Genomic DNA, 21,415 nt, shown 5'->3' on the forward strand with positions numbered 1-21,415 from the left:
ACCCAGTTTTGGCTGGCTGTGGCATAATAGCAGTTTTTCAGTGTTGGAAGCGTGTTCAGATGACCACAGCCGTAGATGAATTAACAGTGTTAACAGCCACAACACAGCCTTGGCAATTACTTTATCAGGATGAGGATCTGCTGGTGGTGGATAAACCAGCCATGTTGTTGACTGTGCCGGGTCGACATCCGGCCAATTTCGATTGTCTGATTAGCAGAGTACAACAACAATTTCCGACCGCTCAGGTCGTGCACCGGCTGGATTATGATACGTCGGGTCTGGTGTTATTGCCGCTGCATAAAAAAGCTTTATCTGACCTCAGTAAACAATTTCAGGCCAGAACCATCGAAAAACATTATCAGGCGCTGGTTGGCGGCGAATTGTTACCCGAAAACGGCAGTATAGATTTACCTATTGCGGCAGATGCTGAACGTCGACCTCTGTATAAAATCTGTCAGCAAAACGGCAAAGCATCCCTGACGCATTACCAGCGGCTGCAGTATGATGCAACAGAGGATTTAAGCCGGGTGTTGCTCAAACCCGTGACTGGCCGCTCTCATCAGTTACGATTACACTTGGCCAGTATTGGCCATGCCATTAGTGGCGATACGCTGTATGCCAGTACTGAACTTGCCAGGCGTCACGACAGATTATGTTTACATGCAGCCTGGATCCGACTTGTGCAGCCGCGCACAGGACAGCCGTTGGAATTTACTGCAGCACTGCCGTTTTAACTGAACATGATACTGGCTTCGGCAAACAGCGATGGCTAACCGGCGTGGCTGTGCTGCAGTTGTTTTAACTGCTCTGCAAAATAACAGCCGCCAAATAATACCAGACCGGCCAGAGCGCCATAGAGATGGGCGTCGATCGCAACTTCTGCGCCGATGAGCGCTGCCACATCCTGACTGGCGCCACGGTATTGTTCCCATAATACTTTGCCAAAGGTCGCGGCTAAAATCAGCCAGCCACTGCTCCAGTTGCGTTGAATATCAATCAGGCAACCACAGACTAACAAGGCATGCAAAAAGCCGGATAAGCCGAGATAAATCTGGATATCCGGACTAAACCAGAACAGCGCCAGGCCGATCAGTAAATTACCGGCGATTAATAAGGCGATTAAACTGCGGCCACTGTAATACATCCCGTGCAGTAACAAAATCAGGATAAAACCGGCCAGATTCATCAGCAGATGCCAGCTATTGGTATGAACCAGATGGCCGCTGAGCAAACGCCACCACTGGCCATCCGCAATAGCCTGACGATTAAACTCAAGCCAGGGATGCAAATCAGCCTGAAATAGCTGCAACAGCATAAACAACAACAACAGCGCCATAGCCATCCACTGTTGCCGGAGAAAAGTGCCTGACATCAAATTTTCAGTCTCTTTGGTAAAATTTTGCAAAAGGGATAACGCCAAAGTGTTTCATTCACAAGGTTATCTTAACTTATTTTTCGCTTTGATTGATCTGTTTGCGCCAGATAAGTTAAGGTGATCGCCATTTAAGAAATATGGGACATCACATGAAGTTTGCTTTTGTCCGTACTGCTGCTGTTGTAGCGATATCGGGTTTACTCAGCCTCCACAGCTTTACCTTAGCTGCCCGTTCTTCAGTTGTCGACCCCGAAGTGGCCACTGGCATTTCACAACAGCAAAAGGTGTTTGGCCGCCAAAGTATGGTGGTCACCGCCAATCCGTTGGCAAGTCAAGCTGGCCAGCAGATTTTAGCCGCTGGTGGCAGTGCCGTGGATGCCGCGATTGCGGTGCAGTTGATGTTAAGTCTGGTCGAGCCGCAAAGTTCTGGCATTGGTGGCGGCTTATTTATGCTGCATTATGATGCGTCGAAAAAACAATTACAGACCATTGATGGCCGCGAAACCGCACCTGCTGCCGCTGGCCCCGACTGGTTTATGCAACAAGGCAAAGTGCAGCCCTGGTCGCAAGCTTATGTTGGCGGCAAGGCTGTTGGCAGTCCAGGCGTGATCAAAGCGCTGGCGCTGGCGCATCAAAAGTGGGGTAAATTGCCTTGGGCAGATTTATTTCAGCCTGCAATCCAACAAGCCGAGCAGGGCTTTCTGGTGTCACCACGATTGGCAAAACTGCTGCAAATCTACCAGGACGGTTCTTTAGCGAAATTTGCCGCCAGTAAGGCGTATTTTTATCCGGATGGGCGGCCGTTAGCAGCGGGTCATTTACTGAAGAATCCTGCTTATGCGGCTATTTTGCGTAAAATTGCCAGCGCCGGTGAAGCCGGGTTTTACCAGGGCGACAATGCTAAAGCCTTAGTACAGGCTGTAAATCAAGCGCCGCTGAATCCAGGTCGGCTGACGCTGCAGGATCTGGTACAATACCAGCCAGTGCTGCGCGAACCGATTTGTTTACCTTATCGTCAGTACCGTGTTTGTGGCATGGCACCACCAAGCTCCGGCAGTTTGGCGGTTTTGCAGATGCTTGGCATCCTGCAACATTTTGACCTGGCGCCATTAAAACCGCAGTCCGTGCCGGCGTTACATTTATTTGCCCAGGCCAGTCGGCTGGCTTTTGCCGATCGGGATCGATATGTCGCAGATCCGGCGTTTAGCTCAGTGCCAGTGGCTGGTTTATTGGCAACAGATTATTTGAAACAACGGGCCGCCCTGATCGATGCAAAACTCGATAGCAGCAAGGTCGAAGCCGGTTTACCACAAGGCGCTGTGCCACTGGCCAGTGCCAAGGCTGTTGAATTTGCCAACACCACCCATTATTCGATTGTCGACAAGCAGGGCAATGCGGTGAGTCTGACCAGCAGTATTGAAAATGCCTTTGGTTCTGGTTTACTGGTCAATGGTTATCTGCTGAATAACCAGATGACAGATTTTGCCCTAGAGCCGACCCTGGATGGTTTAGCTGTGGCGAACCGGGTCGAAGCCCTGAAAAGACCACGTTCTTCGATGGCACCTATGATGGTATTTTCTGCCGACGGTCAATTACAGATGCTGGCGGGCTCGCCTGGTGGCAGCCGGATCATTAACTATGTAGCTCAGGCTTTGGTGGCGATGATTGACTGGCAACTCGATCCACAACAAGCCGCAGACTTAGCCAAAATAACCCATCGCAACGACCACCTGGCGCTGGAAGCTGGCAGTGATTTGGCAGGGTTGGCACCAAAATTCCGCGATCTGGGCTATCAGGTCAAAGTGGTTGATTTAAACAGTGGTTTGCATTTAATTAAAAGAACAGACAACGGCTGGCTGGGCGGCGCCGATCCTCGTCGTGAAGGCAAAGCCCTGGCCGAACTGAAGGTGAACAATGAGCATACAACTAAGTCGCACTGAGCGGGTCCTGACGATCACTTTACAAAGACCGGAGAAGAAAAATGCTTTATCTGGTCAGATGTATCTGGATTTAACCGCTGCTTTAGTACAAGCACAAGCAGATGAAAGTATTCATGTGGTGCTGTTGCAGGGGCAACCGGACTGTTTTTGTGCTGGGAATGACCTGGCTGATTTTATCGCCGCGGGTTCGCTCAATCATGAACATCCGACCGTGATGTTTTTACATCAGCTCAGTCAGTTTGAGAAACCGCTGATTGCGGCAGTGGCAGGCTTGGCAATCGGGATTGGTACCACGGCGTTGTTGCATTGTGATTTGGTGTATGCAGCGCCTGGCTGTCGTTTCCAATTGCCATTTACCGCACTCGGGCTATGCCCGGAAGCAGCGTCCAGTTTGTTACTCCCCAAGCTGATAGGTTACCAGAAAGCGGCACAGTATCTGTTGTTGGGGGAAGCTTTTAGCAGCGAAGAGGCGGCTGTTTTTGGTCTGGTGAATCAGTTAGTACCTGCTGAATCGTTATTTGCACTGGCAGCAGAAAAAGCGGCCAAATTGGCTGCATTGCCCGCGACAGCAGTGCAACAGTCAAAAAAGCTGTTACGCCAGCCACAACAACAGTTGGTCAAGCAGGTGCTGCATCAGGAATTGGCTGTGTTTGAACAGTTATTACATAGTCAGGATTGTCAGCAGGCATTAACCAGGTTTTTTAGCCGCGGTTAATGCCAGGCTGCTTGAGATCAGAGGCGAGGGGGGAAGCGTTCGCTAAACGCCGGGTCGGGCAAATGGATCATCTTTAATTTCAGCCAATAGCCATTTGCCACGATGTTTCTCCATCTTGACCATCCGCATATCGACTTTTTTGCTGCCATCATAGTTGCCAATAAAAATCAGCATCACATCGGCGTTGCTGGTATAAAACTCACGCACGCTTTTGTTGGTATCTTCGACATTAATTTCAACTTGATCAAAGCGCATATTCAGCACAGTGCGGGCATAAGCCCGGCCGGATGAATAAGTATCCAGTACCCTGACCATCGTCGGCACCACGTAACGGCGTGCTTCGGTCAAATCATTACGCAACAGCACGGCTTCAAAAAACTTCACAGCGATCAATTCCGGTACTTCGACACTGGCAGCAGGTGCGGGCTGATCTTCGCTGCAACTGCTGAGCAAAAACAGTAAAAACACGGCCAAAATAGCTCGCATGGCAAAATCCTGTGAAAAAATTCAGCGCGAAGTGTGCATTTTTTTCCATGCTCTGTAAAGAAAAAGGCCGCATGGCGGCCTTGTTTTTACAGTTTCCGTGTTAAGCCTGTAATTCGCTTTCGGTGAAGACATCTGCAAAGAGTGGGCTGGACAAATAACGCTCCGCCGCAGATGGCAGGATCACCACGATATTTTTACCGGCAAATTCCGCCGATTCTGCCAGGCGTTTTGCGGCGACTACTGCAGCACCAGAAGAAATACCACAAAGGATCCCTTCTTCTTTCATCAGCCGGTGAGCCATCGCGATCGCTTCATCATTGGTCACAGTTTCCACCCGATCCAACAATTCCAGATCGAGGTTACCCGGAATAAAGCCGGCACCAATGCCTTGAATTTTATGCGGACCAGGTTTTAATTCAGCACCGGCCAGCTTTTGTGTGATCACCGGTGAGTCGGCAGGTTCAACCGCAACCGAAATCAGCGGATGTTTTTTCTCCAGCTTAATATAGCGGCTGACGCCTGTGATAGTACCGCCAGTGCCAACACCGGCCACAAATACATCGACCTGGCCATCGGTATCATGCCAAATCTCCGGACCTGTGGTGTCAAAGTGAATTTGTGGGTTGGCCGGGTTTTCAAATTGCTGTAATAACAGATATTTGTTTGGATCTGATGCCTGAATTTCTTTGGCTTTTTCAATGGCACCTTTCATGCCTTTGGCCGCTTCCGTCAGCACCAGATTGGCACCTAAGGCTTTTAATAGCTTGCGACGCTCCAGACTCATCGAAGCTGGCATGGTCAAAGTCAGTGGATAACCACGGCTCGCGGCTACAAAGGCCAGGGCAATCCCGGTGTTACCAGAGGTTGGTTCAATCAGTTCTTTGCCAGCACCCAGCAGACCTTTTTTCTCAGCATCCCAAATCAGCGCTGCACCTAAGCGGCATTTCACACTGAAACTTGGGTTACGTGCTTCAATTTTGGCAAATACGTTACCCGTGGTAACACGTTTTAATTTGACCAGCGGGGTATTGCCGATTGACAATGAGTTGTCTTCATAAATTTTAGCCATGCTAAGCTCCAGCATTTACAGTCGTTGCCACAGCATAACGATTCGGGTTAAAAACGAAAGAAGCATTTGGTATAAGTTATACCCACTTTTAGTTATAAGCAGGTGTCTGGATGAGTTTTCAAAGTAATGATCAATATATTGTCAGTGCTGAGTTAGCGCTGGCGGTTAATGCTGCCATAGCATTAGAAAAACCTTTATTAATCAAAGGTGAACCTGGTACCGGTAAAACTCAGTTGGCGTTACAACTGGCGAGAACACTGCAAACCAGTCTGATCTCATGGCATATCAAATCGACGACCAAGGCACAACAAGGTTTGTATGAGTATGATGCCGTATCAAGGCTGCGTGATAGTCAGCTTGGCGATGCCAAAGTACAGGATATTGGCAACTATATTAAACCCGGCAAGTTGTGGCAGGCCTTTACCGCTGAGCAGCGGCCGATTTTATTGATTGATGAGATTGATAAAGCTGATATTGAATTCCCGAATGATCTGTTACACGAACTGGATCAAATGTCGTTTGATGTTTATGAAACCGGCCAAACCATCAGTGCCAAACAAAGGCCAGTTGTCATTATTACCTCAAACAACGACAAAGAACTGCCGGATGCGTTTTTACGACGTTGTTTTTTCCACTATATCCGTTTTCCAGACAAAGAAACGCTGGCTGCTATTGTTGAGGTGCATTTACCTGGCCTGCGGCCGGAATTACTCAGCGAAGCGCTGGAACTGTTTTTTGGTTTACGCGAGATGTCGCAGCTGAAGAAAAAGCCGTCTACCTCGGAGCTGATTGACTGGCTGAAGTTATTGCTGGCGGAGCAAATGCCGGCGCAAACATTAGCGCAAAGCCGGCAACAAGGCGGTTTAATGCCACTTTATGGTGCTTTGCTGAAAAATGAACAGGATGTCGCACTGGTGGAAAAACTGCTGTTTTTAGCCAAAAGACAAGGGCGCTAAGCCATGTTGATCGACTTTTTCCTGACTGTGCGCAAATATGGTGTGCCGGTCAGCATCACCGAATGGCTGGATTTGCTACGGGTCCTGCAACAACAGCTGGTGTTTGCAGATATGGAGCAGTTTTATCTGCTGGCAAGGGTATGTCTGGTGAAAGACGAAGTGCACTATGACAAGTTTGATCGCGCCTGCGCTGAGTATTTTGAAGGGGTAGAGCAACTGGACTTAGCCAGTGCGATACCGCCGGAATGGCTGCTGCCTGGTCTTATCCGGCAACTGAGTGAAGAAGATAAAGCTGCGTTACAAAGTCTGGGCGGCTTAGAGCAGCTGTTAGCGCAATTTAAACAACGGATGCAGGAGCAACAAGAGCGGCATCAGGGCGGTAATAAGTGGATTGGTACCGGTGGTAGTTCACCTTTTGGTGCTTATGGTTTTCACCCCGAAGGGATCCGCGTTGGTCAGCAAGCTTCGGGCCAACGCAAAGCGGTCAAAGTCTGGGACCAACGTGAATTTGCCGAGCTTGACAGTGGTGCTGAGTTAAATAATCGCAGCATCAAACTGGCACTGCGGCAATTACGGCGTTTCGCCCGTAGCGGGGCCAAATCGGAACTGGATTTAACCGGTACTGTCAGTGCCACTTCAAAACAAGGCTGGTTGGATTTACAGTTTCAAAGTGAACGGCATAACGCAATTAAAGTATTGATGTTATTTGATATTGGGGGGTCGATGGATGATTATATCCATCAAGCCGAACAACTGTTTGCGGCAGCTCATACTGAGTTTAAGCAACTGGAATATTTTTATTTTCATAACTGTGTTTACGATCAGGTCTGGAAAACTGCCAGGCGCCGGCCACAGGATGCACTGTCAGTGCAGACGTTGATCAACACCTATGGCCGGGATTACAAACTGATTTTTGTCGGTGATGCCACCATGGGCCCTTACGAAATCAGTTATCCGGGGGGCAGTGTGGAATATTTTAATGCCGAAGCCGGTGAGGTGTGGTTACGCCGTTTGCTGGCGCATTTCCCCAAGGCCGTCTGGTTGAATCCACAACCTATCGATTGGTGGCGGCAGTATCCTTCTATTGGCCAAATTGGACAGATTTTTTCTGATCGGATGTATCCGTTGTCACTGAGTGGGCTTGCCGCTGCGATCCGGACTTTATTAGTAAAATAAAACGGCCACACTGTGGTCAGCCAAATAAAAACAATAACATTTATAGAGGGAATTGATGACTGAGCCAGCTGTGTTACCTGAAGCCGCATCTGCCGATAGCAATGCACTGACAAGAAAAGAAACCCGGGAAATTGTCACCCCTTATGCGTTTGAAGTAGCACCAGAGCTGCTTGGTACAGTGCTGGCAACACCGCTGCAACGTGCGATAGCCATTGCTGTTGATGGACTGCTGATTTTAATGCTGGCCAGTGCCAGTTTGCTGGTCGTGCTGCCCCTGATGTTGTATTTATGCTGGTTGCGCTGGCAACTGAAGAAATACCGCCAAGTGGCGGCTTTAACTGTACTGACTTTGTTACTTTGTTCATCCTTTAATTGGATGCCGGAGTTCTGGCAAGATGGCGATATAGTCACCCCACAATCTGCCAACAATAGCAGTCATAAATTTGATTTCATTAGTGCGGCAGTGTTAACCAAAGCGGCGCTGACATTTAATGATGAAAATTGCCAACAAGCCTGTATTGAAGAAGAGTTGGCTGATATGTCAGAACAGTTACAAGAAAGTGGCATGGCCAGCCAAGATGCCGAATCGCTGTTTAAAGAGTTATTGCTTTTGACAAAGTTGCCGGCGCTTGAGCAGCAGCAATTACTGCAGCGTCTGATGCAGGATTATACCGCAGCTGCAGTGCAGGCAAAGTCTGAGGCCAGCGTCGAAGCGAGCGCCAACAGCGATAACGTTGCTGCGGGTAAAACTCCAACAGCTGCCGACCCAGCCACAAAACATTGGTATAAGCCGTCTGCAGGTACCCAAAGTGTGCTTGGCTGGGTGCAGGGCATTCTGGCCGATTTCGGCCTGGGTTTTGGCTGGGCCGTGTTTTATTTTACCCTGCTGACTGGTTGGGCGCATGGCCAAACGATTGGGAAAAAGTTGATGAAAATCAAAGTCCTTCAACTTGATGGCCAAGAGTTGTCATTATGGGGCGCTTTTAGCCGGCAGGGCGGTTATGGCGCAGGTTTTGCCACAGGTTTGATGGGATTTTTACAGGTGTTCTGGGATCCAAACCGACAGGCGATCCAGGACAAAGTGGCATCCACGGTTGTGATCAGGTTACATCAGGCGAAAAGACCATTACACCACTGATTCTAATAGTAAAAATAAACAAGCCAGCTTTGCAGACGCTGGCAGAGGCAGATTTTGGCAGCGGACATACAGCGCTTTCGGTTATACTGGTACGACAAGATTGGTGGGCGACTATGCTTGAATTGCGCCGCCAGCACAGAACAACAACAAACAATATGCATCGACATAGATAGCGACAGTAAGCGGAGTATCAGATGAAAGAGGTTGTGATCAGTGGCTCAGGAGTCTTCACTCCGACAGATATCATCACCAACGAAGAACTGGTGGCCAGTTTTAATCAGTATGTAGATTTGTTTAACAGCGAAAATGATGCCGCGATTGCCGCCGGCGAAGTGACTGCACTGGAATACTCCAGTTGTGAATTTATTGAAAAAGCTTCTGGTATTAAAGCGCGGCATGTGTTGTATAAAGCCGGTATCCTGGATCCTTATGTGATGCAACCGGTGTTCCCGAAACGGCTAGAAGGTGAAGTGCCGGAAATGGTAGAAATGGCGTTGGTTGCAGCCAAAGAAGCCTTAGCCCAGGCTGGAAAAACCGCAGCGGACGTTGACCTGGTGATTTGCGCGGCCTCTAATTTGCAACGTGCTTATCCGGCATTGGCCATTGAACTGCAACAGCTGCTGGGCTGCTCAGGTTATGCCTTTGATATGAATGTGGCATGTTCCTCTGCTACTTTTGCCATCAGTAACGCGGTGAATGCCATTCGCGGTGGTACGGCTAAAGTGGTGTTGGTGGTGAATCCGGAATTTGCTTCACCGCAGGTCAATTATACCAGCCGCGACAGTCATTTTATTTTTGGTGATGTCTGTACTGCTACCATTATTGAAGCAAAAGAAACTTGTACTGCAGAAAACAGTTATCAAATTCTGGGGATGAGTTTAAAAACAGAATTTTCCAATAATATCCGTTGCGATGTCAGTTATACCGATCATTGTCATCCTGAAGTCGATGCAGACACACCATTTTTTAAACAGCAAGGCCGTAAGGTGTTTAAAGAATTACTGCCAATAGTAGCGGATGTGATCCAAACCGAAATGGCCAGACTGGAGATAGCGCCAGAGCAGTTAAAACGGTTATGGCTGCATCAGGCCAATATCAATATGAATATTTTTGCCGCCCGTAAAATCCTTGGGCGTGAACCTGAAGCTGGCGAAGCTCCACTGGTGTTGGACACTTACGCCAACACCGCTTCAGCAGGTTCGATTATTGCGTTTCATCAGCATAAACAAGGGCTGCAACCTGGCGATAAGGCTGTGCTCTGTTCATTTGGCGCCGGTTATTCGGTTGGCTGTTTGTTACTGCAACACTGCTAACCGCAAGTCCTGCGTTAAACACGCAGGACTGAATTCTCCTCATAACTCAGTGGCGACGGCACATAAGCATCAGCTTCATGGTCGTTTTGCCACTGCTGTCCATCGATTAAATAGCGAAACTGAAATTCCTGATCTTTTGGCACTGTCACTGTGGTGCTGAAATCACCATTTTTTTGCTTTTTCATCAACGTTACCTGCCAGTCATTAAACTCACCGAGTACGGCGACTGTCTCTGCCGCACTTGCTTGTGCAGCTGGCACGATAAAGGTCACTTTACAGACTGGTTTGGTCTTCAGATATTGTTTGCTAATCGACATAAGCTGCTCCCTGACTGTGATTGGACCGATTGGGCATTTTTTTCAAACTGCCTGTTTAAGCTAGCACATCTTTGTGGACAAAAAAAATACATCTTTGTCACTGAAAACTTAGCTGGGCTGATTAAAAGATGGTCTGAAAGTAGATCAACGGGGTTTCATGCCACGCCATGTTAAAGTCTGTTTATATCTGCGCAGTCTGCACGTAAAAGACTGGGACCCATCTGAAGCCAAGCGTTAGTCGTCAAGGTTGCCATTCCTTGCGGTATTGCCGTCAAGTCTTGGACTGCCGCTGCACGGCGACTCAGAAGCTACTCATTTGTATAGCCAGCCCAGCGCCACCAGAGCGCTGAACTGGGCAAAGCAGCTCATTGACTTAACATTCAATAATATTGACCGCTAAACCACCGCGTGAGGTTTCTTTGTATTTGCTTTGCATATCGCGGCCGGTGTCCCACATGGTTTTGATCACTTTGTCCAGGCTCACTTTATGCTCGCCGGTGCCGCGCAGCGCCAGGCGGGAGGCGTTGATGGCTTTGACAGAACCCATGGCATTGCGTTCAATACAAGGCACTTGTACTAAGCCGCCGACTGGATCGCAGGTCAGGCCCAGATTATGTTCCATGCCAATTTCAGCGGCGTTTTCGACGTTTTCAACTGAACCACCGAGGATCTCGGTCAGTGCAGCTGCGGCCATCGAACAGGCGACGCCCACTTCCCCCTGACAACCGACTTCAGCACCTGAAATCGAAGCATTTTTCTTATAAAGAATGCCAATAGCTGCAGCGGTCAGCAGATAACGGCAATAAATGTCCGGCGTCACCGGCTGGACAAATTTATCGTAATACATCAGCACGGCTGGAATAATACCGGCAGCACCATTGGTCGGGGCTGTGACCACCCGGCCACCGGCGGCGTTTTCTTCGTTGACAGCTAAGGCAAATAAATTCACCCAGTCCATCGCCTGCAGTGGATCAGAGGATTTTTCGGCACATAACCTTTTATGCAAAGCCGGGGCGCGGCGTTTTACTTTTAAACCGCCGGGTAAAATACCTTCAGTGCGGATGCCCCGTTGCACACAGTCATACATGGTTTGCCAGATCAGGCCAAGCTCGGCTTTGATCTGCGTTTCAGAGCGCAATACCTTCTCATTTTCCATCATCAGACCGGCAATAGACAAGCCATTGTCTTTACAGAGCTTTAACAGCTCAGCACCTGAGTTAAACGGGAAAGGCGGCGGGTTATCGGCGGCAAACTGACTGGCAGCTTCTTTTTCGCTCGCAAAATCTTCCGCTTTGACAATAAAACCGCCTCCAATAGAGAAATAAATTTCACTCAGCACAATTTCTTTATTTTCGTCAAAAGCAATCAGCTCCATGCCGTTGCTGTGCTCTTTTAAAGTTTTACGCCGATGGTAAATAATGGCGCCTTCACGTGGGAAATTGACCACATGCTCACCGTTTAACCGGATCTGCTGCTGCTCATCCACTTGTTTTAATAAAGCGGGCACCATGTCTGGATCACAGTTTTCTGGCAAATAACCACAAAAGCCTAAAATCACCGCTTTACCGGTGCCGTGGCCTATGCCGGTTTGGCCTAAAGAACCAAATAACTCAGCCTTCACGCTGTGCACTTTGCCGAGCAGGCCGCTTTGTTGTAATTGATCGGTAAATTGTTTGGCGGCACGCATAGGGCCAACGGTATGCGAGCTGGACGGGCCTATGCCAATGCTGAACATATCGAATGCACTGATAATCATGGATTTAAACTACTTAAACAAAAAATTGATGCGGCATTGTAGCCCAAGCTATCTGATTCTGTAAGTCGGTTGGTAACTGGTCAGTGTTGATTTTATCTCTGGCAGTCTCTTTTAGTGTCCGTTTTTCTGGCCAGCAACTCTGTATGTTGCCGGAATAGTGACAAATGCAGAAAAAATCCTTAGCGTTGCTGGTCAAAAGGGCTTAGCTGTTGCACCAGTTGTTGCAACATGGCGGCGGTAGCGCCCCAAATCAGTTGGCCGTCAAAAGGTAAAAAATGTAAGGTGCGCTGCCGAAACTGCAATTGATGCCAGTGACTCTGACCATCAGATTGCGGCAGGGCATATTGCAGCGGCATCGTCAGCACTGCTGCCACTTCAGCTTGTTGCAGCTCCATGTGGGGGCGGGCCGGTAAATAGCCGAGCCAAGGCTGGACAATAAAACCGGTGGACGTATTGAGTGCAGCTAACGAGCCCAGCAACTGGATTTGCTGCGGCTCAATGCCGAGTTCTTCAAAGGTTTCCCTCAGCGCAGCGGCAACTGCGGTTTCACCAGCTTCAATTTTGCCGCCCGGGAAACTGATTTGCCCTGGGTGGTGGCGTAAATGGGCGGCGCGCCTTGTGAGCAATAACTGTAATTGCGAATTTTCCTCAAACAGCAGCAGCATGACGGCGGCATTGGCAGTTTGTGAGCTTGCTGTCGCCTCTGTTTTGGTCAATGGCAACTGAAACAGAAACTGTTGACGCAACAGAGGCCACTGCATTAGCTGGCCTCAGCCTGAGTGACAGTCGCTGATTCTGGTGCAAAAGCTGAACCAGCGCAGGCCGCTGCGTTGCTGCGATTGGTTGTTGATAAAGCGCTCAGCACCGGTAAAATTTTAGCCACTTTATCAAAGGTTTCCTGATATTCACTGTCAGCTTTTGAATCGGCTACAATGCCACCACCAGCCCAGCAATAGATCTGTCCTTGCTGGCAGACCAAGGTGCGGATGGCGATATTGCTGTCCATCCGGCCATGCTGACTGAGATAACCAATGGCTCCGCAATAGACAGAACGGCGGCAGGGTTCCAGTTCTTCAATAATTTGCATGGCGCGCACTTTCGGCGCGCCGGTAATGGAACCGCCCGGAAAAGCCGCCCGCAGTAAATCGGCTGCCTGATAGTCGCTTGCCAGCTCGCCGGTAACAGTACTGACCAGATGATGTACGGCCGGGAAAGATTCAATCTGAAATAACGCTGGCACCCTGACTGTACCAGGAGTGCATACTTTGCCTAAATCGTTGCGCAACAGATCGACGATCATCACATTTTCAGCGCGATCTTTATTGGATTGTTGTAGCGCTGTCGCACTTTGTGCATCCAGCACCGGATCGGCAAAACGTGGTTTAGTGCCTTTAATGGGTTTGGTTTCAACCTGACGCTGGTTAAGCAGTAAAAACCGCTCCGGCGAAATCGACAACACGGCCCCTTGTTCCAATCGGATAAAGGCAGAAAAAGGTGCGGCATTGGCAGCGCGCAGTGCCAGATAAGCTTGCCATTCTGAGCCTTGATAACCGGCACTGAAACGTTGCGCCAGATTAATCTGATAGCAGTCGCCGCTTTGTAAATACTGCTGAATTTGCTGGAATTTTTGTTGATACTGGCGCTGACTGATGCCAGATTGCCAGTCAGTTGTTAATAAAAAAGGCGGCAAAGCTGTAGCAGGCTGCGGTTGCAATGCGCTGGCAAATAAATGCTGCACTTGCTGATAATAACGGGTTGCTTGCGCCTGGTTGGCGGCGCGGCAATCGACATACCAAAGTTGTTGTTGCTGCTTGTCCAGCACCAGGCCCCAGGCATAAATACCAAAGGCCAGATCCGGCAGCTTGATGTCAGCCTGCGCTAACTCAGGTAATTGTTCGATCACCCGACCAGCGTCATAGCTGACATAACCCAGCGCACCACCATAAAACGGCAGCGGGGGCTGGTCTGTTGCGACTGCGGGTAACAGTTGTTGTTGCAATTGTTTCAGCAGCAAAAACGGGTCTTGCCCAGAATGCTGCTGTGACGCGGCCTCATCCGCAAAATGCACCTGACAAGCATGGCCATAGGCTTCCAGTCTCGCCAAAGGCTGGCAGACCAGAATATCAAACTGGCTGTTAGGATGATCCGGCGCTGCGGAGTCGAGCAACATGGCATAAGGCAACTGCTCAACAGCGGCAAAACAAGCTAATAAATCGCGCTGATTTTCAGCAATCAACAAAGCAACTGACATTCACACATCTCTTCAAACGAGGCTTGGCACACCTATGCATAAGACTGGCTGCAGAAAATTTCAGCAACAGCCCCGGCCAAGCCACAGGAAAACACCATTGGCTGACTAGCCGCTGGATTTGATGCGGGGTATGATACCAGCCCTGCTTAAAAAGAACAGCGCAGCGCAGGTTGAGCAAGCGACCTGTGCCTGTGTGATAACCAACGGCATTCCGCCTCTGTGGTGGAGTGCCAGCACGCTCGAGGGCATGACATGACCGTGATTCGCCAGCAAGACTTTATCGACAGCATCGAAGATGCACTGCAATACATCTCTTTTTATCACCCGCTGGATTTTATCCAGGCACTGGAAAAAGCCTACCATAAAGAACAAAACCAGGCCGCCAAAGACGCTATCGCGCAAATTCTGATTAACTCACGCATGTCGGCTGAAGGCCACAGACCTATTTGTCAGGATACGGGGATTGTGACTTGTTTTGTCAACATCGGCATGGATGTGCGCTGGGATAAAACCGATATGACAGTGCAACAGATGGTCGATGAAGGCACCCGCCGTGCTTATATGAATCCAATCAACCCGTTACGGGCATCTATTGTGGCAGATCCGGCCGGTAGCCGGAAAAACACCAAAGACAATACGCCAGCTGTTGTCCATATCAATCTGGTGGCCGGTCATCATATTGAAGTGGCGATTGCAGCCAAGGGCGGCGGTAGTGAAAACAAAACCAAAATGGTGATGCTCAACCCATCCGACTCTGTGGTGGAGTGGGTGCTGGAAACCTTACCAAAAATGGGAGCCGGCTGGTGTCCACCGGGCATGTTGGGGATTGGCATTGGCGGTACAGCCGAAAAAGCGGCAGTCTTGGCCAAAGAAGCGCTGATGGAGCCGGTTGATATTCAGCAATTGATTGAAAAGGGTGCAGAAAGCGGCGAAGAAAAACTGCGGTTGGAACTGTACGAAAAAGTGAACAAACTTGGTATCGGTGCCCAGGGACTTGGTGGTTTAACGACTGTGGTGGATGTCAAAATCAAATCGGCACCAACCCATGCTGCCTCCAAACCTGTGGTGATGATCCCCAACTGTGCCGCCACCCGTCACGTGCATTTCCACCTGGACGGTTCAGGCCCGGCGCAATTACCAGTGCCAAAACTGGAAGACTGGCCGGAAGTGACCTGGGAGCTGGGCGCCAATGTGCGCCGGGTTGATCTGAACACTGTGACGCCAGCCGACGTCCTGAACTGGCAAGCCGGTGAAACCGTGTTGTTATCCGGCAAGATGCTGACCGGTCGTGATGCGGCGCATAAACGGATTGCCGATATGCTGGCCGCAGGTGAAGGTTTACCAGCCGGCGTTGATTTTAAAAATAAATTCATTTATTACGTTGGCCCGGTGGATGCTGTGGGTGATGAAGTAGTAGGCCCGGCTGGCCCAACCACAGCCACCCGGATGGACAAATTCACCGAGATGATGTTAAGCCAGACCGGTCTGCTTGGCATGATTGGGAAGTCTGAGCGTGGTGATGCCACGGTCGAAAGTATCCGTCAGCATAAAGCGGTTTATCTGATGGCGGTTGGTGGCGCAGCGTACCTGGTGTCTAAAGCCATTAAACAGGCGCGCGTTGTCGCTTTTGCCGATCTGGGGATGGAAGCCATTTATGAGTTTGATGTGGTGGACATGCCAGTGACAGTCGCCGTTGACAGCCAAGGCAATAACGTGCATAAACAAGGACCTGCCATCTGGAAAGTGAAGATTGGCGAGTTGGATCAACCAGCTTAATGCTGTGGTGCGCGCTTGCAGCGCGGCCATCATAACAACGACGTCTGTCGGTGCATGGCGCCTGACAGACGCACCTATTCAGGGAAACAAGCAAGATGAAAGCATGGGGTTTTATCGTCGCCGCACTGGTGATGGGATCAGCGCAGGCCAAGACGCCACTGACTATCGAACATCTGAATAAACTGAACAACATTTACCAGGTCACCTTATCTGCGGATGGCCGCTATCTGGTATATGGCCAGAAAAATGGTGGTTTGCAACCGGCTGATAAAACCGCAGATTTGTATCTGGTAGACTTGGTTGAGGGCAATAAAGTGAAACGCCTGACTGAAAGCGCCAGTATGGAACATTCAGTACGTTTTAGCGCCGATGGCAGCAGCCTGTATTTTCTGACCGATCGCAGTGGTTCAACTCAACTCTGGCAACTGCCCCTGACTGGTGGTGAAGCGCGGCAAATCACTGACTTACCGTTGGATGTGCAAGGTTATTTATTGTCAACCGATGAGAAAAAACTGGTGCTGACGCTGGATGTGGTGCCTGGCTGTAAAGATTTAGTCTGTACTGTCGATTTTGACAAAAAACAGACCGAGCGCAAAGATACTGCCATGGTGTATGACCAATTGATGGTCAGACACTGGGATAGTTTTGAAGATCAGAAAAAGTCGCATTTATTTGTCGCTGATCTGAATGGCAACAAAGTCACCACCGCCAAAGACTTAATGCCAGAATGGAATACCGATGTGGCTGGTATTAGCGAGGCTGCTCTGACGCCGGATGGCAAGAATCTGGTGTTCAGTGCCAAAATCCCGGCCAAAGATCAGGCCTGGCATACTAATTTTGATATTTTTCAGGTGTCCTTGAATGGTGGCGAAAAAATCAATCTGACCAAAGATAATCCAGCCTGGGATGCGGCTCCTTCGTTTTCTGCCGATGGCCGTTTTATGGCTTATAAAGCGATGAAGAAACCGCAGTTTGAAGCCGACCGTTTTGCGCTGATGTTGCTGGATCTGGTGACCGGCGAGCGTAAAGAGCTGGCGGCTGAGTGGGATCGATCGGTTGATGAGTATGTGTTTGGCCCGGATAACCGCACCTTGTATGTCACAGCACAGGATATGGGTCAAAAAGGTATTTTTGCCATCAGCACCAGCTTTGGTGAAGTATCCAAAGTCTATGCCGATGGCAGTGCCGAGTCATTACAAGTGGCTGGCGGCAAAATAGTGTTTAAAAATCACCGCTTGAATGCTCCGGCCGATATCTACCAGATGAAAGGGGAGTCAGGCCAGCCGGTCGCCATTACCCAAATCAATGCTGATAATTTAAAAGATATCCAACTGGCTGAATTTGCGCAGTTTAATTTCCCAGGTGCCAATAATGACACTGTGCATGGTTACTGGATGAAACCCTGGAATTATCAGGAAGGCAATAAATACCCTATTGCCTTTATTGTGCATGGCGGACCGCAAGGCAGCTTTGGCAATATGTTTAACAGCCGCTGGAATGCACAGTTGTGGGCAGCGCAGGGCTATGGCGTGGTGATGATCGATTTCCATGGTTCTACCGGTTATGGTCAGGCCTTTACCGACTCGATCAGCCGGGACTGGGGTGGCAAGCCACTGGAAGACTTACAAAAAGGCATGGCTTTTATTACCCAGGATCAACCTTGGTTAGATGGTAGCAATGCTTGTGCCTTGGGGGCTTCTTATGGCGGTTATATGATGAACTGGATTGCCGGTAACTGGCCAACTGGTTTTAAGTGTCTGGTCAATCATGCAGGTTTATTTGATATGCCATCGTTTTACGGTAGCACTGAAGAGCTGTGGTTGCCGGAACATGACATAGGCGGTCCGGTCTGGAATAAAGAGGGCGATTATCACAAGTTTAACCCGGCGGCCTTAGTGGATAACTGGAAAACGCCGATGCTGGTGATCCATGGCCTGAAAGATTATCGGGTGCCCTATGCCCAGGGTCTGGCCGCTTTTACCACCTTACAGCGAAAAGGCATTGATTCCAAACTGGTATTGTTTCCGGATGAAAATCACTGGATCTTAAAACCAGCCAATGCTGAGCGTTGGTACAACGAAATTTTTGCCTGGATGAAACAACACACGGCAAAATAATCAGCTCAAGCGCCAATGGCCGCTGGTCATTGGCACTACGAATCAGAGTTGGTCAAGCACTGTGGAATGCATTTGACGTTATATTTTATTATTGTTTGCAGCGTTTTAATTTTAAATTGTTTTTTGTAAGATCACATTTTTGTTGAAGTACAGACAAAATGATGGAACTGCTATGAATGGTGAAATAGTAAAAAATAATCGGACAAGTTAGAGTTTAAAAAATTTATGTCCTGAAGGATCGCCAGAAATAAAATAACATTATCATGCTATTACCTTCCTGATATTCGACCAATCAAAAATACCTGAGGAATCCCCACACATGGAGTAGGTAAAACAAATAGTTAGGCGAGATGGGAACATTCATGGCAGTTCCTGATCTGATCTTTCGCCAAAAAAATTAACCAGTAGCACGCCATGAATGTTCAACGAATGCTCGCCGATTTTCTCTCATTTGTCACGCCAAAAAACATCCATAAAACCAGAATGGCGTCACTTTGCGCGTCGTTGCAAAGTTTAGTCACCAACGGCAAATGTACGGTCACTGCCATCGGTCGCGGCATTCAAAGTGCCGCTACTGAAAAAAGCTGTATTAAAAGAGCCGACCGGCTGCTGAGTAACGAAGGTTTACAGGACGACATTCCGCTGATTTATGCGGCACTGACGAAGGCATTAGTTCAAACTAAACAACCCCTTATCCTGGTTGTAGTGGTCAACTAATTTTGGCCACATCGTTGTAGCCAAGCCAGTACCTGCGCTCGGATTCATTCGGAGCCAAACCACCGTTATAGTGATGTGGCCTGAGCTGGCTGTAATAGCCCAGCATGTAATTCAGTATCTCTCGTTCTGCTTGAGCAAATGAGCTGTAACCTACGGTCGGAACCCATTCTGTCTTTAAGCTTCTGAAGAAGCGCTCCATCGGGCTATTGTCCCAGCAATTACCACGACGACTCATGCTTTGCCGAATTTGAAAGCGCCACAGCAATTGCCGGAACTTGGTACTGGTGTAATGGCTGCCTTGGTCTGAATGGAACATCACTCCTTCAGGCCGACCTCTGGATTCAAACGCATGACTAAGCGCCTTGCCGGTTAATTCACTGTCAGGCGAGAACGACATGGCCCAACCAATTGGTTTTCTTGCAAATAAATCCATCACTACAGCTAAGTAAGCCCAGCGGTTGCCTGTCCAGATGTAGGTCACATCGCCACACCACACCTGATTTGGTTTGGTTACGGCAAACTGGCGCGCCAGCAAGTTTGGGATATCAATCCGTTCACTGCCTGTCTTTTTATATGAATGCGCCGGTTGCTGGCAGCTGATAAACCCTAGTTTTTCCATGCATTTAGCCGCCAGGTATCGGCTCATTTTAACACCCTGAGTGCTTGCCATCGTTGCAATGCTGCGAGAGCCTGCGGAGCCATTGCTGGCATCAAACAGCTCCCGGACTTTGCTTAGCCGAACAACCTGCTCTGGCTGAATCGCCTTGGGCTTTTTCCAATACTTAAAGCTGCTGCGATGGACTTCAAACACCCGGCACAACTGCGCCACGGCATAACTCTGCTTGAGCTGAGCAATTATCGTGAATTGTTCAGCGAGTCCGACATCAAGAGAGCTGTAGCCTTTTTTAGGATTTCTTTTTCCAGCTCTATCTGTTTGATTCGCTTCTCTAATTCGCGAATTTTAAGTTGGTCTGGCGTCATCGGTGTGGCTTTGGGCGTGATGCCTGAGCGCTCTTCACGCAACTGCCGAACCCATTTATCCATGGTGGATTTACCAACATTCATCGCTGCCGCTGCTTTAGCAACCGAGTAACCTTGGTCGAGCACCAGTTGGGCACATTCCAGACGAAATTCTGGGCTAAAAGTAGGTCTTGTCTTTTTGTTCATCATGTCACCTAATTGCTTACGAGGTATAGCATAACACCTCTAATCAGGTGGCCAAATTCAGTGTGCCACTACAGGTTGATTGGAGTAACGCCGACAATAAAAAGCGTCACTTTATTTTGCGGGCCAGCCTCGCACTCGAAGGCCGCTCTTTGACCTTACTGCAAGAAGTGAAAGCGATTGATGAGTACAACTGTCCACGCGTGCATCAGGCATTTTTACTGCGCCTCAAGGCAAGCCTTCCAGCGGATTGCCGACCTATTATCGTCACCGACGCCGGTTTTAAGGTGCCGTGGCTGCAACAAATTCGTAAGTTGGGCTGGCATTATATTGCGCGGGTGCGCGGCAATCAAACGCTGCAACCACTTGATTCCATAGCATTTATCAGTGTGGCCAGCTCTACAAAAAAGCCAGAACGACGCCGCAGTGTTTGGGTAAAATTAAGCTCACTAGCAGCCAGCGTTATGTCACCACAGCAGCGTTAGTCGGCACGCCCTGGAAACTTCGAAAACGCGATAAACATAAGTCATACAAAGAGCCGTGGTTACTGGTAAGTTCATTAGCGCAAACAACTGATTATGCTTCAAAAATCGCTAAGTGTTACAGCGCCAGAATGCAAATTGAAGAGAGCTGCCGCGACCAGAAAAGCCAGACATATGGTCTTGGCAGCAACGCGCATCAGACCTATAAAAAGGAACGTCTCAAAGTGCTGTTGATGCTTGCTGCGCTCGCCAACTGGCTTCATTACATGCTGGGATTGGCGGTGGAAATCAGTGGCCAACATAGGTCGTTGCAAGCAAACAGCATCAAACATCGACGGGTGTTGTCGTGCAACTATCTAGGAATGCGATTATGTCGTCTGGCACGGCTGACTATCTCAGCGCAGGATATCCAAGCTGCTATCAGGCAAATCATGACTTGGGCTGAAGAGTTAGGTTGGAAAAACACCAAACATGCAACTTATTGATATTATTGTATAATTTACGATAAATCCGTCATGCCAGCCGAGGTGAGTTGAGGACCAATCGATTGAACAGAGTGTATGCACTGTCGGATTTGATCGGTAATTAGTTCACAATGAGCGTGCTGTGTTGCTTGTATCTGTGCTTATCAACTTTATTTTAGGTGAAATACAAGCTCCTGCTTACA

20 protein-coding genes are annotated in these 21,415 nt (G+C 49.0%); 12 read left to right on the top strand and 8 right to left on the bottom strand.

The genetic code is table 11. The features are described 5' to 3' along the window. The first annotated feature begins 59 nt into the window (after positions 1 to 59). Positions 60 to 734 carry an RluA family pseudouridine synthase gene (locus AC53GJ_RS10125; RefSeq protein ID WP_496732557.1) on the top strand — a complete coding sequence of 225 codons (675 nt, stop codon included), beginning with the start codon at positions 60 to 62 and terminating at the stop codon, positions 732 to 734. 35 nt (positions 735 to 769) lie between these two features. Here AC53GJ_RS10125 and rrtA read toward each other — a convergent pair whose 3' ends face one another. Further along, the gene (rrtA, locus tag AC53GJ_RS10130; RefSeq protein WP_496732558.1) at positions 770 to 1,372 is read right to left on the bottom strand and encodes a rhombosortase; all 603 of its coding nucleotides are present in this window, start codon (positions 1,370 to 1,372) and stop codon (positions 770 to 772) included. A 152-nt stretch (positions 1,373 to 1,524) separates the two neighbouring features. Here rrtA and ggt point away from each other — a divergent pair, with 152 nt between their 5' ends. Next, entirely contained in the window at positions 1,525 to 3,315 is a 1,791-nt protein-coding gene (gene ggt / locus AC53GJ_RS10135; RefSeq protein WP_496732559.1) for a gamma-glutamyltransferase, read from the top strand. Continuing rightward, positions 3,290 to 4,030, top strand: coding sequence for an enoyl-CoA hydratase-related protein (locus AC53GJ_RS10140; RefSeq protein WP_496732560.1), 741 nt, complete (start codon positions 3,290 to 3,292; stop codon positions 4,028 to 4,030). Before ggt ends, AC53GJ_RS10140 begins: the two co-directional genes overlap by 26 nt. A gap of 42 nt (positions 4,031 to 4,072) precedes the next feature. Here AC53GJ_RS10140 and AC53GJ_RS10145 read toward each other — a convergent pair whose 3' ends face one another. Next, complete coding sequence (locus AC53GJ_RS10145) at positions 4,073 to 4,516, bottom strand: hypothetical protein (protein WP_496732561.1); 444 nt, start codon at positions 4,514 to 4,516, stop codon at positions 4,073 to 4,075. Between the two features lie 100 nt (positions 4,517 to 4,616). After that, the gene (cysK, locus tag AC53GJ_RS10150) at positions 4,617 to 5,585 is read right to left on the bottom strand and encodes a cysteine synthase A (RefSeq protein ID WP_496732562.1); all 969 of its coding nucleotides are present in this window, start codon (positions 5,583 to 5,585) and stop codon (positions 4,617 to 4,619) included. Between the two features lie 110 nt (positions 5,586 to 5,695). Between cysK and AC53GJ_RS10155 the strand changes: the two genes are divergently transcribed. The 4 genes from AC53GJ_RS10155 to AC53GJ_RS10170 all read left to right on the top strand — a co-directional run bounded on the left by AC53GJ_RS10155 (position 5,696) and on the right by AC53GJ_RS10170 (position 10,168). Beyond that, complete coding sequence (locus AC53GJ_RS10155) at positions 5,696 to 6,541, top strand: AAA family ATPase (protein WP_496732563.1); 846 nt, start codon at positions 5,696 to 5,698, stop codon at positions 6,539 to 6,541. A 3-nt stretch (positions 6,542 to 6,544) separates the two neighbouring features. Then, positions 6,545 to 7,717, top strand: coding sequence for a vWA domain-containing protein (locus AC53GJ_RS10160; RefSeq protein ID WP_496732564.1), 1,173 nt, complete (start codon positions 6,545 to 6,547; stop codon positions 7,715 to 7,717). Between the two features lie 55 nt (positions 7,718 to 7,772). Continuing rightward, positions 7,773 to 8,855, top strand: a complete 1,083-nt coding sequence (locus tag AC53GJ_RS10165) for an RDD family protein (protein WP_496732565.1) — start codon at positions 7,773 to 7,775, stop codon at positions 8,853 to 8,855. A gap of 194 nt (positions 8,856 to 9,049) precedes the next feature. Then, positions 9,050 to 10,168 carry a beta-ketoacyl-ACP synthase III gene (locus AC53GJ_RS10170; protein ID WP_496732566.1) on the top strand — a complete coding sequence of 373 codons (1,119 nt, stop codon included), beginning with the start codon at positions 9,050 to 9,052 and terminating at the stop codon, positions 10,166 to 10,168. Between the two features lie 14 nt (positions 10,169 to 10,182). Here the strand turns inward: AC53GJ_RS10170 and AC53GJ_RS10175 are convergent, their stop codons facing one another. The 4 genes from AC53GJ_RS10175 to pabB form a co-directional block, all read right to left on the bottom strand. Further along, positions 10,183 to 10,485: an isoamylase early set domain-containing protein gene (locus AC53GJ_RS10175; RefSeq protein WP_496732567.1), complete on the bottom strand. Its 303-nt coding sequence runs from the start codon at positions 10,483 to 10,485 to the stop codon at positions 10,183 to 10,185. Positions 10,486 to 10,858: 373 nt separating this feature from the next. Then, positions 10,859 to 12,241, bottom strand: coding sequence for an L-serine ammonia-lyase (locus tag AC53GJ_RS10180; RefSeq protein WP_496732568.1), 1,383 nt, complete (start codon positions 12,239 to 12,241; stop codon positions 10,859 to 10,861). Between the two features lie 179 nt (positions 12,242 to 12,420). Further along, positions 12,421 to 12,987 carry a CoA pyrophosphatase gene (locus AC53GJ_RS10185; RefSeq protein ID WP_496732569.1) on the bottom strand — a complete coding sequence of 189 codons (567 nt, stop codon included), beginning with the start codon at positions 12,985 to 12,987 and terminating at the stop codon, positions 12,421 to 12,423. Positions 12,988 to 13,001: 14 nt separating this feature from the next. Next, positions 13,002 to 14,492 carry an aminodeoxychorismate synthase component I gene (gene pabB / locus AC53GJ_RS10190; protein ID WP_496732570.1) on the bottom strand — a complete coding sequence of 497 codons (1,491 nt, stop codon included), beginning with the start codon at positions 14,490 to 14,492 and terminating at the stop codon, positions 13,002 to 13,004. Positions 14,493 to 14,744: 252 nt separating this feature from the next. On the opposite strand from pabB, the gene AC53GJ_RS10195 reads away from it, so the two are divergent. The 3 genes from AC53GJ_RS10195 (at position 14,745) to AC53GJ_RS10205 (ending at position 19,102) form a co-directional block, all read left to right on the top strand. Beyond that, complete coding sequence (locus tag AC53GJ_RS10195; protein ID WP_496732571.1) at positions 14,745 to 16,268, top strand: fumarate hydratase; 1,524 nt, start codon at positions 14,745 to 14,747, stop codon at positions 16,266 to 16,268. Positions 16,269 to 16,363: 95 nt separating this feature from the next. Continuing rightward, a complete protein-coding gene (locus AC53GJ_RS10200) occupies positions 16,364 to 18,385 on the top strand; it encodes a S9 family peptidase (protein ID WP_496732572.1) in 2,022 nt (673 codons plus the stop codon). Between the two features lie 414 nt (positions 18,386 to 18,799). Continuing rightward, positions 18,800 to 19,102 (top strand): hypothetical protein, encoded by a 303-nt coding sequence (locus tag AC53GJ_RS10205; protein WP_496732573.1) that lies wholly within the window; start codon positions 18,800 to 18,802, stop codon positions 19,100 to 19,102. Here the strand turns inward: AC53GJ_RS10205 and AC53GJ_RS10210 are convergent. After that, positions 19,095 to 20,269 (bottom strand): IS3 family transposase gene (locus AC53GJ_RS10210; RefSeq protein ID WP_496732760.1). Its coding sequence is split into 2 segments (ribosomal slippage): positions 19,095 to 20,002 and positions 20,002 to 20,269, totalling 1,176 coding nucleotides; the frame shifts between segments, so codons are not numbered across the junction. The genes AC53GJ_RS10205 and AC53GJ_RS10210 overlap by 8 nt on opposite strands. A 62-nt stretch (positions 20,270 to 20,331) precedes the next feature. On the opposite strand from AC53GJ_RS10210, the gene AC53GJ_RS10215 reads away from it, so the two are divergent. Further along, positions 20,332 to 20,751, top strand: a complete 420-nt coding sequence (locus tag AC53GJ_RS10215; protein ID WP_496732781.1) for a transposase — start codon at positions 20,332 to 20,334, stop codon at positions 20,749 to 20,751. Then, a complete protein-coding gene (locus tag AC53GJ_RS10220) occupies positions 20,697 to 21,233 on the top strand; it encodes a transposase (protein WP_496732574.1) in 537 nt (178 codons plus the stop codon). Before AC53GJ_RS10215 ends, AC53GJ_RS10220 begins: the two co-directional genes overlap by 55 nt. Positions 21,234 to 21,415: the final 182 nt, after the last annotated feature.

The sequence above is a fragment of the Rheinheimera sp. B2H12 genome (assembly GCF_059620065.1).

What these genes read in the sequence shown, in the direction of transcription:
- rrtA (WP_496732558.1), bottom strand. Translation starts at nt 1,372, where the DNA reads ATGTCAGGCACTTTTCTCCGGCAACAGTGGATGGCTATGGCGCTGTTG.
- pabB (WP_496732570.1), bottom strand. Translation starts at nt 14,492, where the DNA reads ATGTCAGTTGCTTTGTTGATTGCTGAAAATCAGCGCGATTTATTAGCT.
- AC53GJ_RS10125 (WP_496732557.1), top strand. Translation starts at nt 60, where the DNA reads ATGACCACAGCCGTAGATGAATTAACAGTGTTAACAGCCACAACACAG.
- ggt (WP_496732559.1), top strand. Translation starts at nt 1,525, where the DNA reads ATGAAGTTTGCTTTTGTCCGTACTGCTGCTGTTGTAGCGATATCGGGT.
- AC53GJ_RS10205 (WP_496732573.1), top strand. Translation starts at nt 18,800, where the DNA reads ATGAATGTTCAACGAATGCTCGCCGATTTTCTCTCATTTGTCACGCCA.
- AC53GJ_RS10195 (WP_496732571.1), top strand. Translation starts at nt 14,745, where the DNA reads ATGACCGTGATTCGCCAGCAAGACTTTATCGACAGCATCGAAGATGCA.
- AC53GJ_RS10155 (WP_496732563.1), top strand. Translation starts at nt 5,696, where the DNA reads ATGAGTTTTCAAAGTAATGATCAATATATTGTCAGTGCTGAGTTAGCG.
- AC53GJ_RS10200 (WP_496732572.1), top strand. Translation starts at nt 16,364, where the DNA reads ATGAAAGCATGGGGTTTTATCGTCGCCGCACTGGTGATGGGATCAGCG.
- cysK (WP_496732562.1), bottom strand. Translation starts at nt 5,585, where the DNA reads ATGGCTAAAATTTATGAAGACAACTCATTGTCAATCGGCAATACCCCG.
- AC53GJ_RS10165 (WP_496732565.1), top strand. Translation starts at nt 7,773, where the DNA reads ATGACTGAGCCAGCTGTGTTACCTGAAGCCGCATCTGCCGATAGCAAT.
- AC53GJ_RS10170 (WP_496732566.1), top strand. Translation starts at nt 9,050, where the DNA reads ATGAAAGAGGTTGTGATCAGTGGCTCAGGAGTCTTCACTCCGACAGAT.
- AC53GJ_RS10180 (WP_496732568.1), bottom strand. Translation starts at nt 12,241, where the DNA reads ATGATTATCAGTGCATTCGATATGTTCAGCATTGGCATAGGCCCGTCC.
- AC53GJ_RS10140 (WP_496732560.1), top strand. Translation starts at nt 3,290, where the DNA reads ATGAGCATACAACTAAGTCGCACTGAGCGGGTCCTGACGATCACTTTA.
- AC53GJ_RS10175 (WP_496732567.1), bottom strand. Translation starts at nt 10,485, where the DNA reads ATGTCGATTAGCAAACAATATCTGAAGACCAAACCAGTCTGTAAAGTG.
- AC53GJ_RS10160 (WP_496732564.1), top strand. Translation starts at nt 6,545, where the DNA reads ATGTTGATCGACTTTTTCCTGACTGTGCGCAAATATGGTGTGCCGGTC.
- AC53GJ_RS10145 (WP_496732561.1), bottom strand. Translation starts at nt 4,516, where the DNA reads ATGCGAGCTATTTTGGCCGTGTTTTTACTGTTTTTGCTCAGCAGTTGC.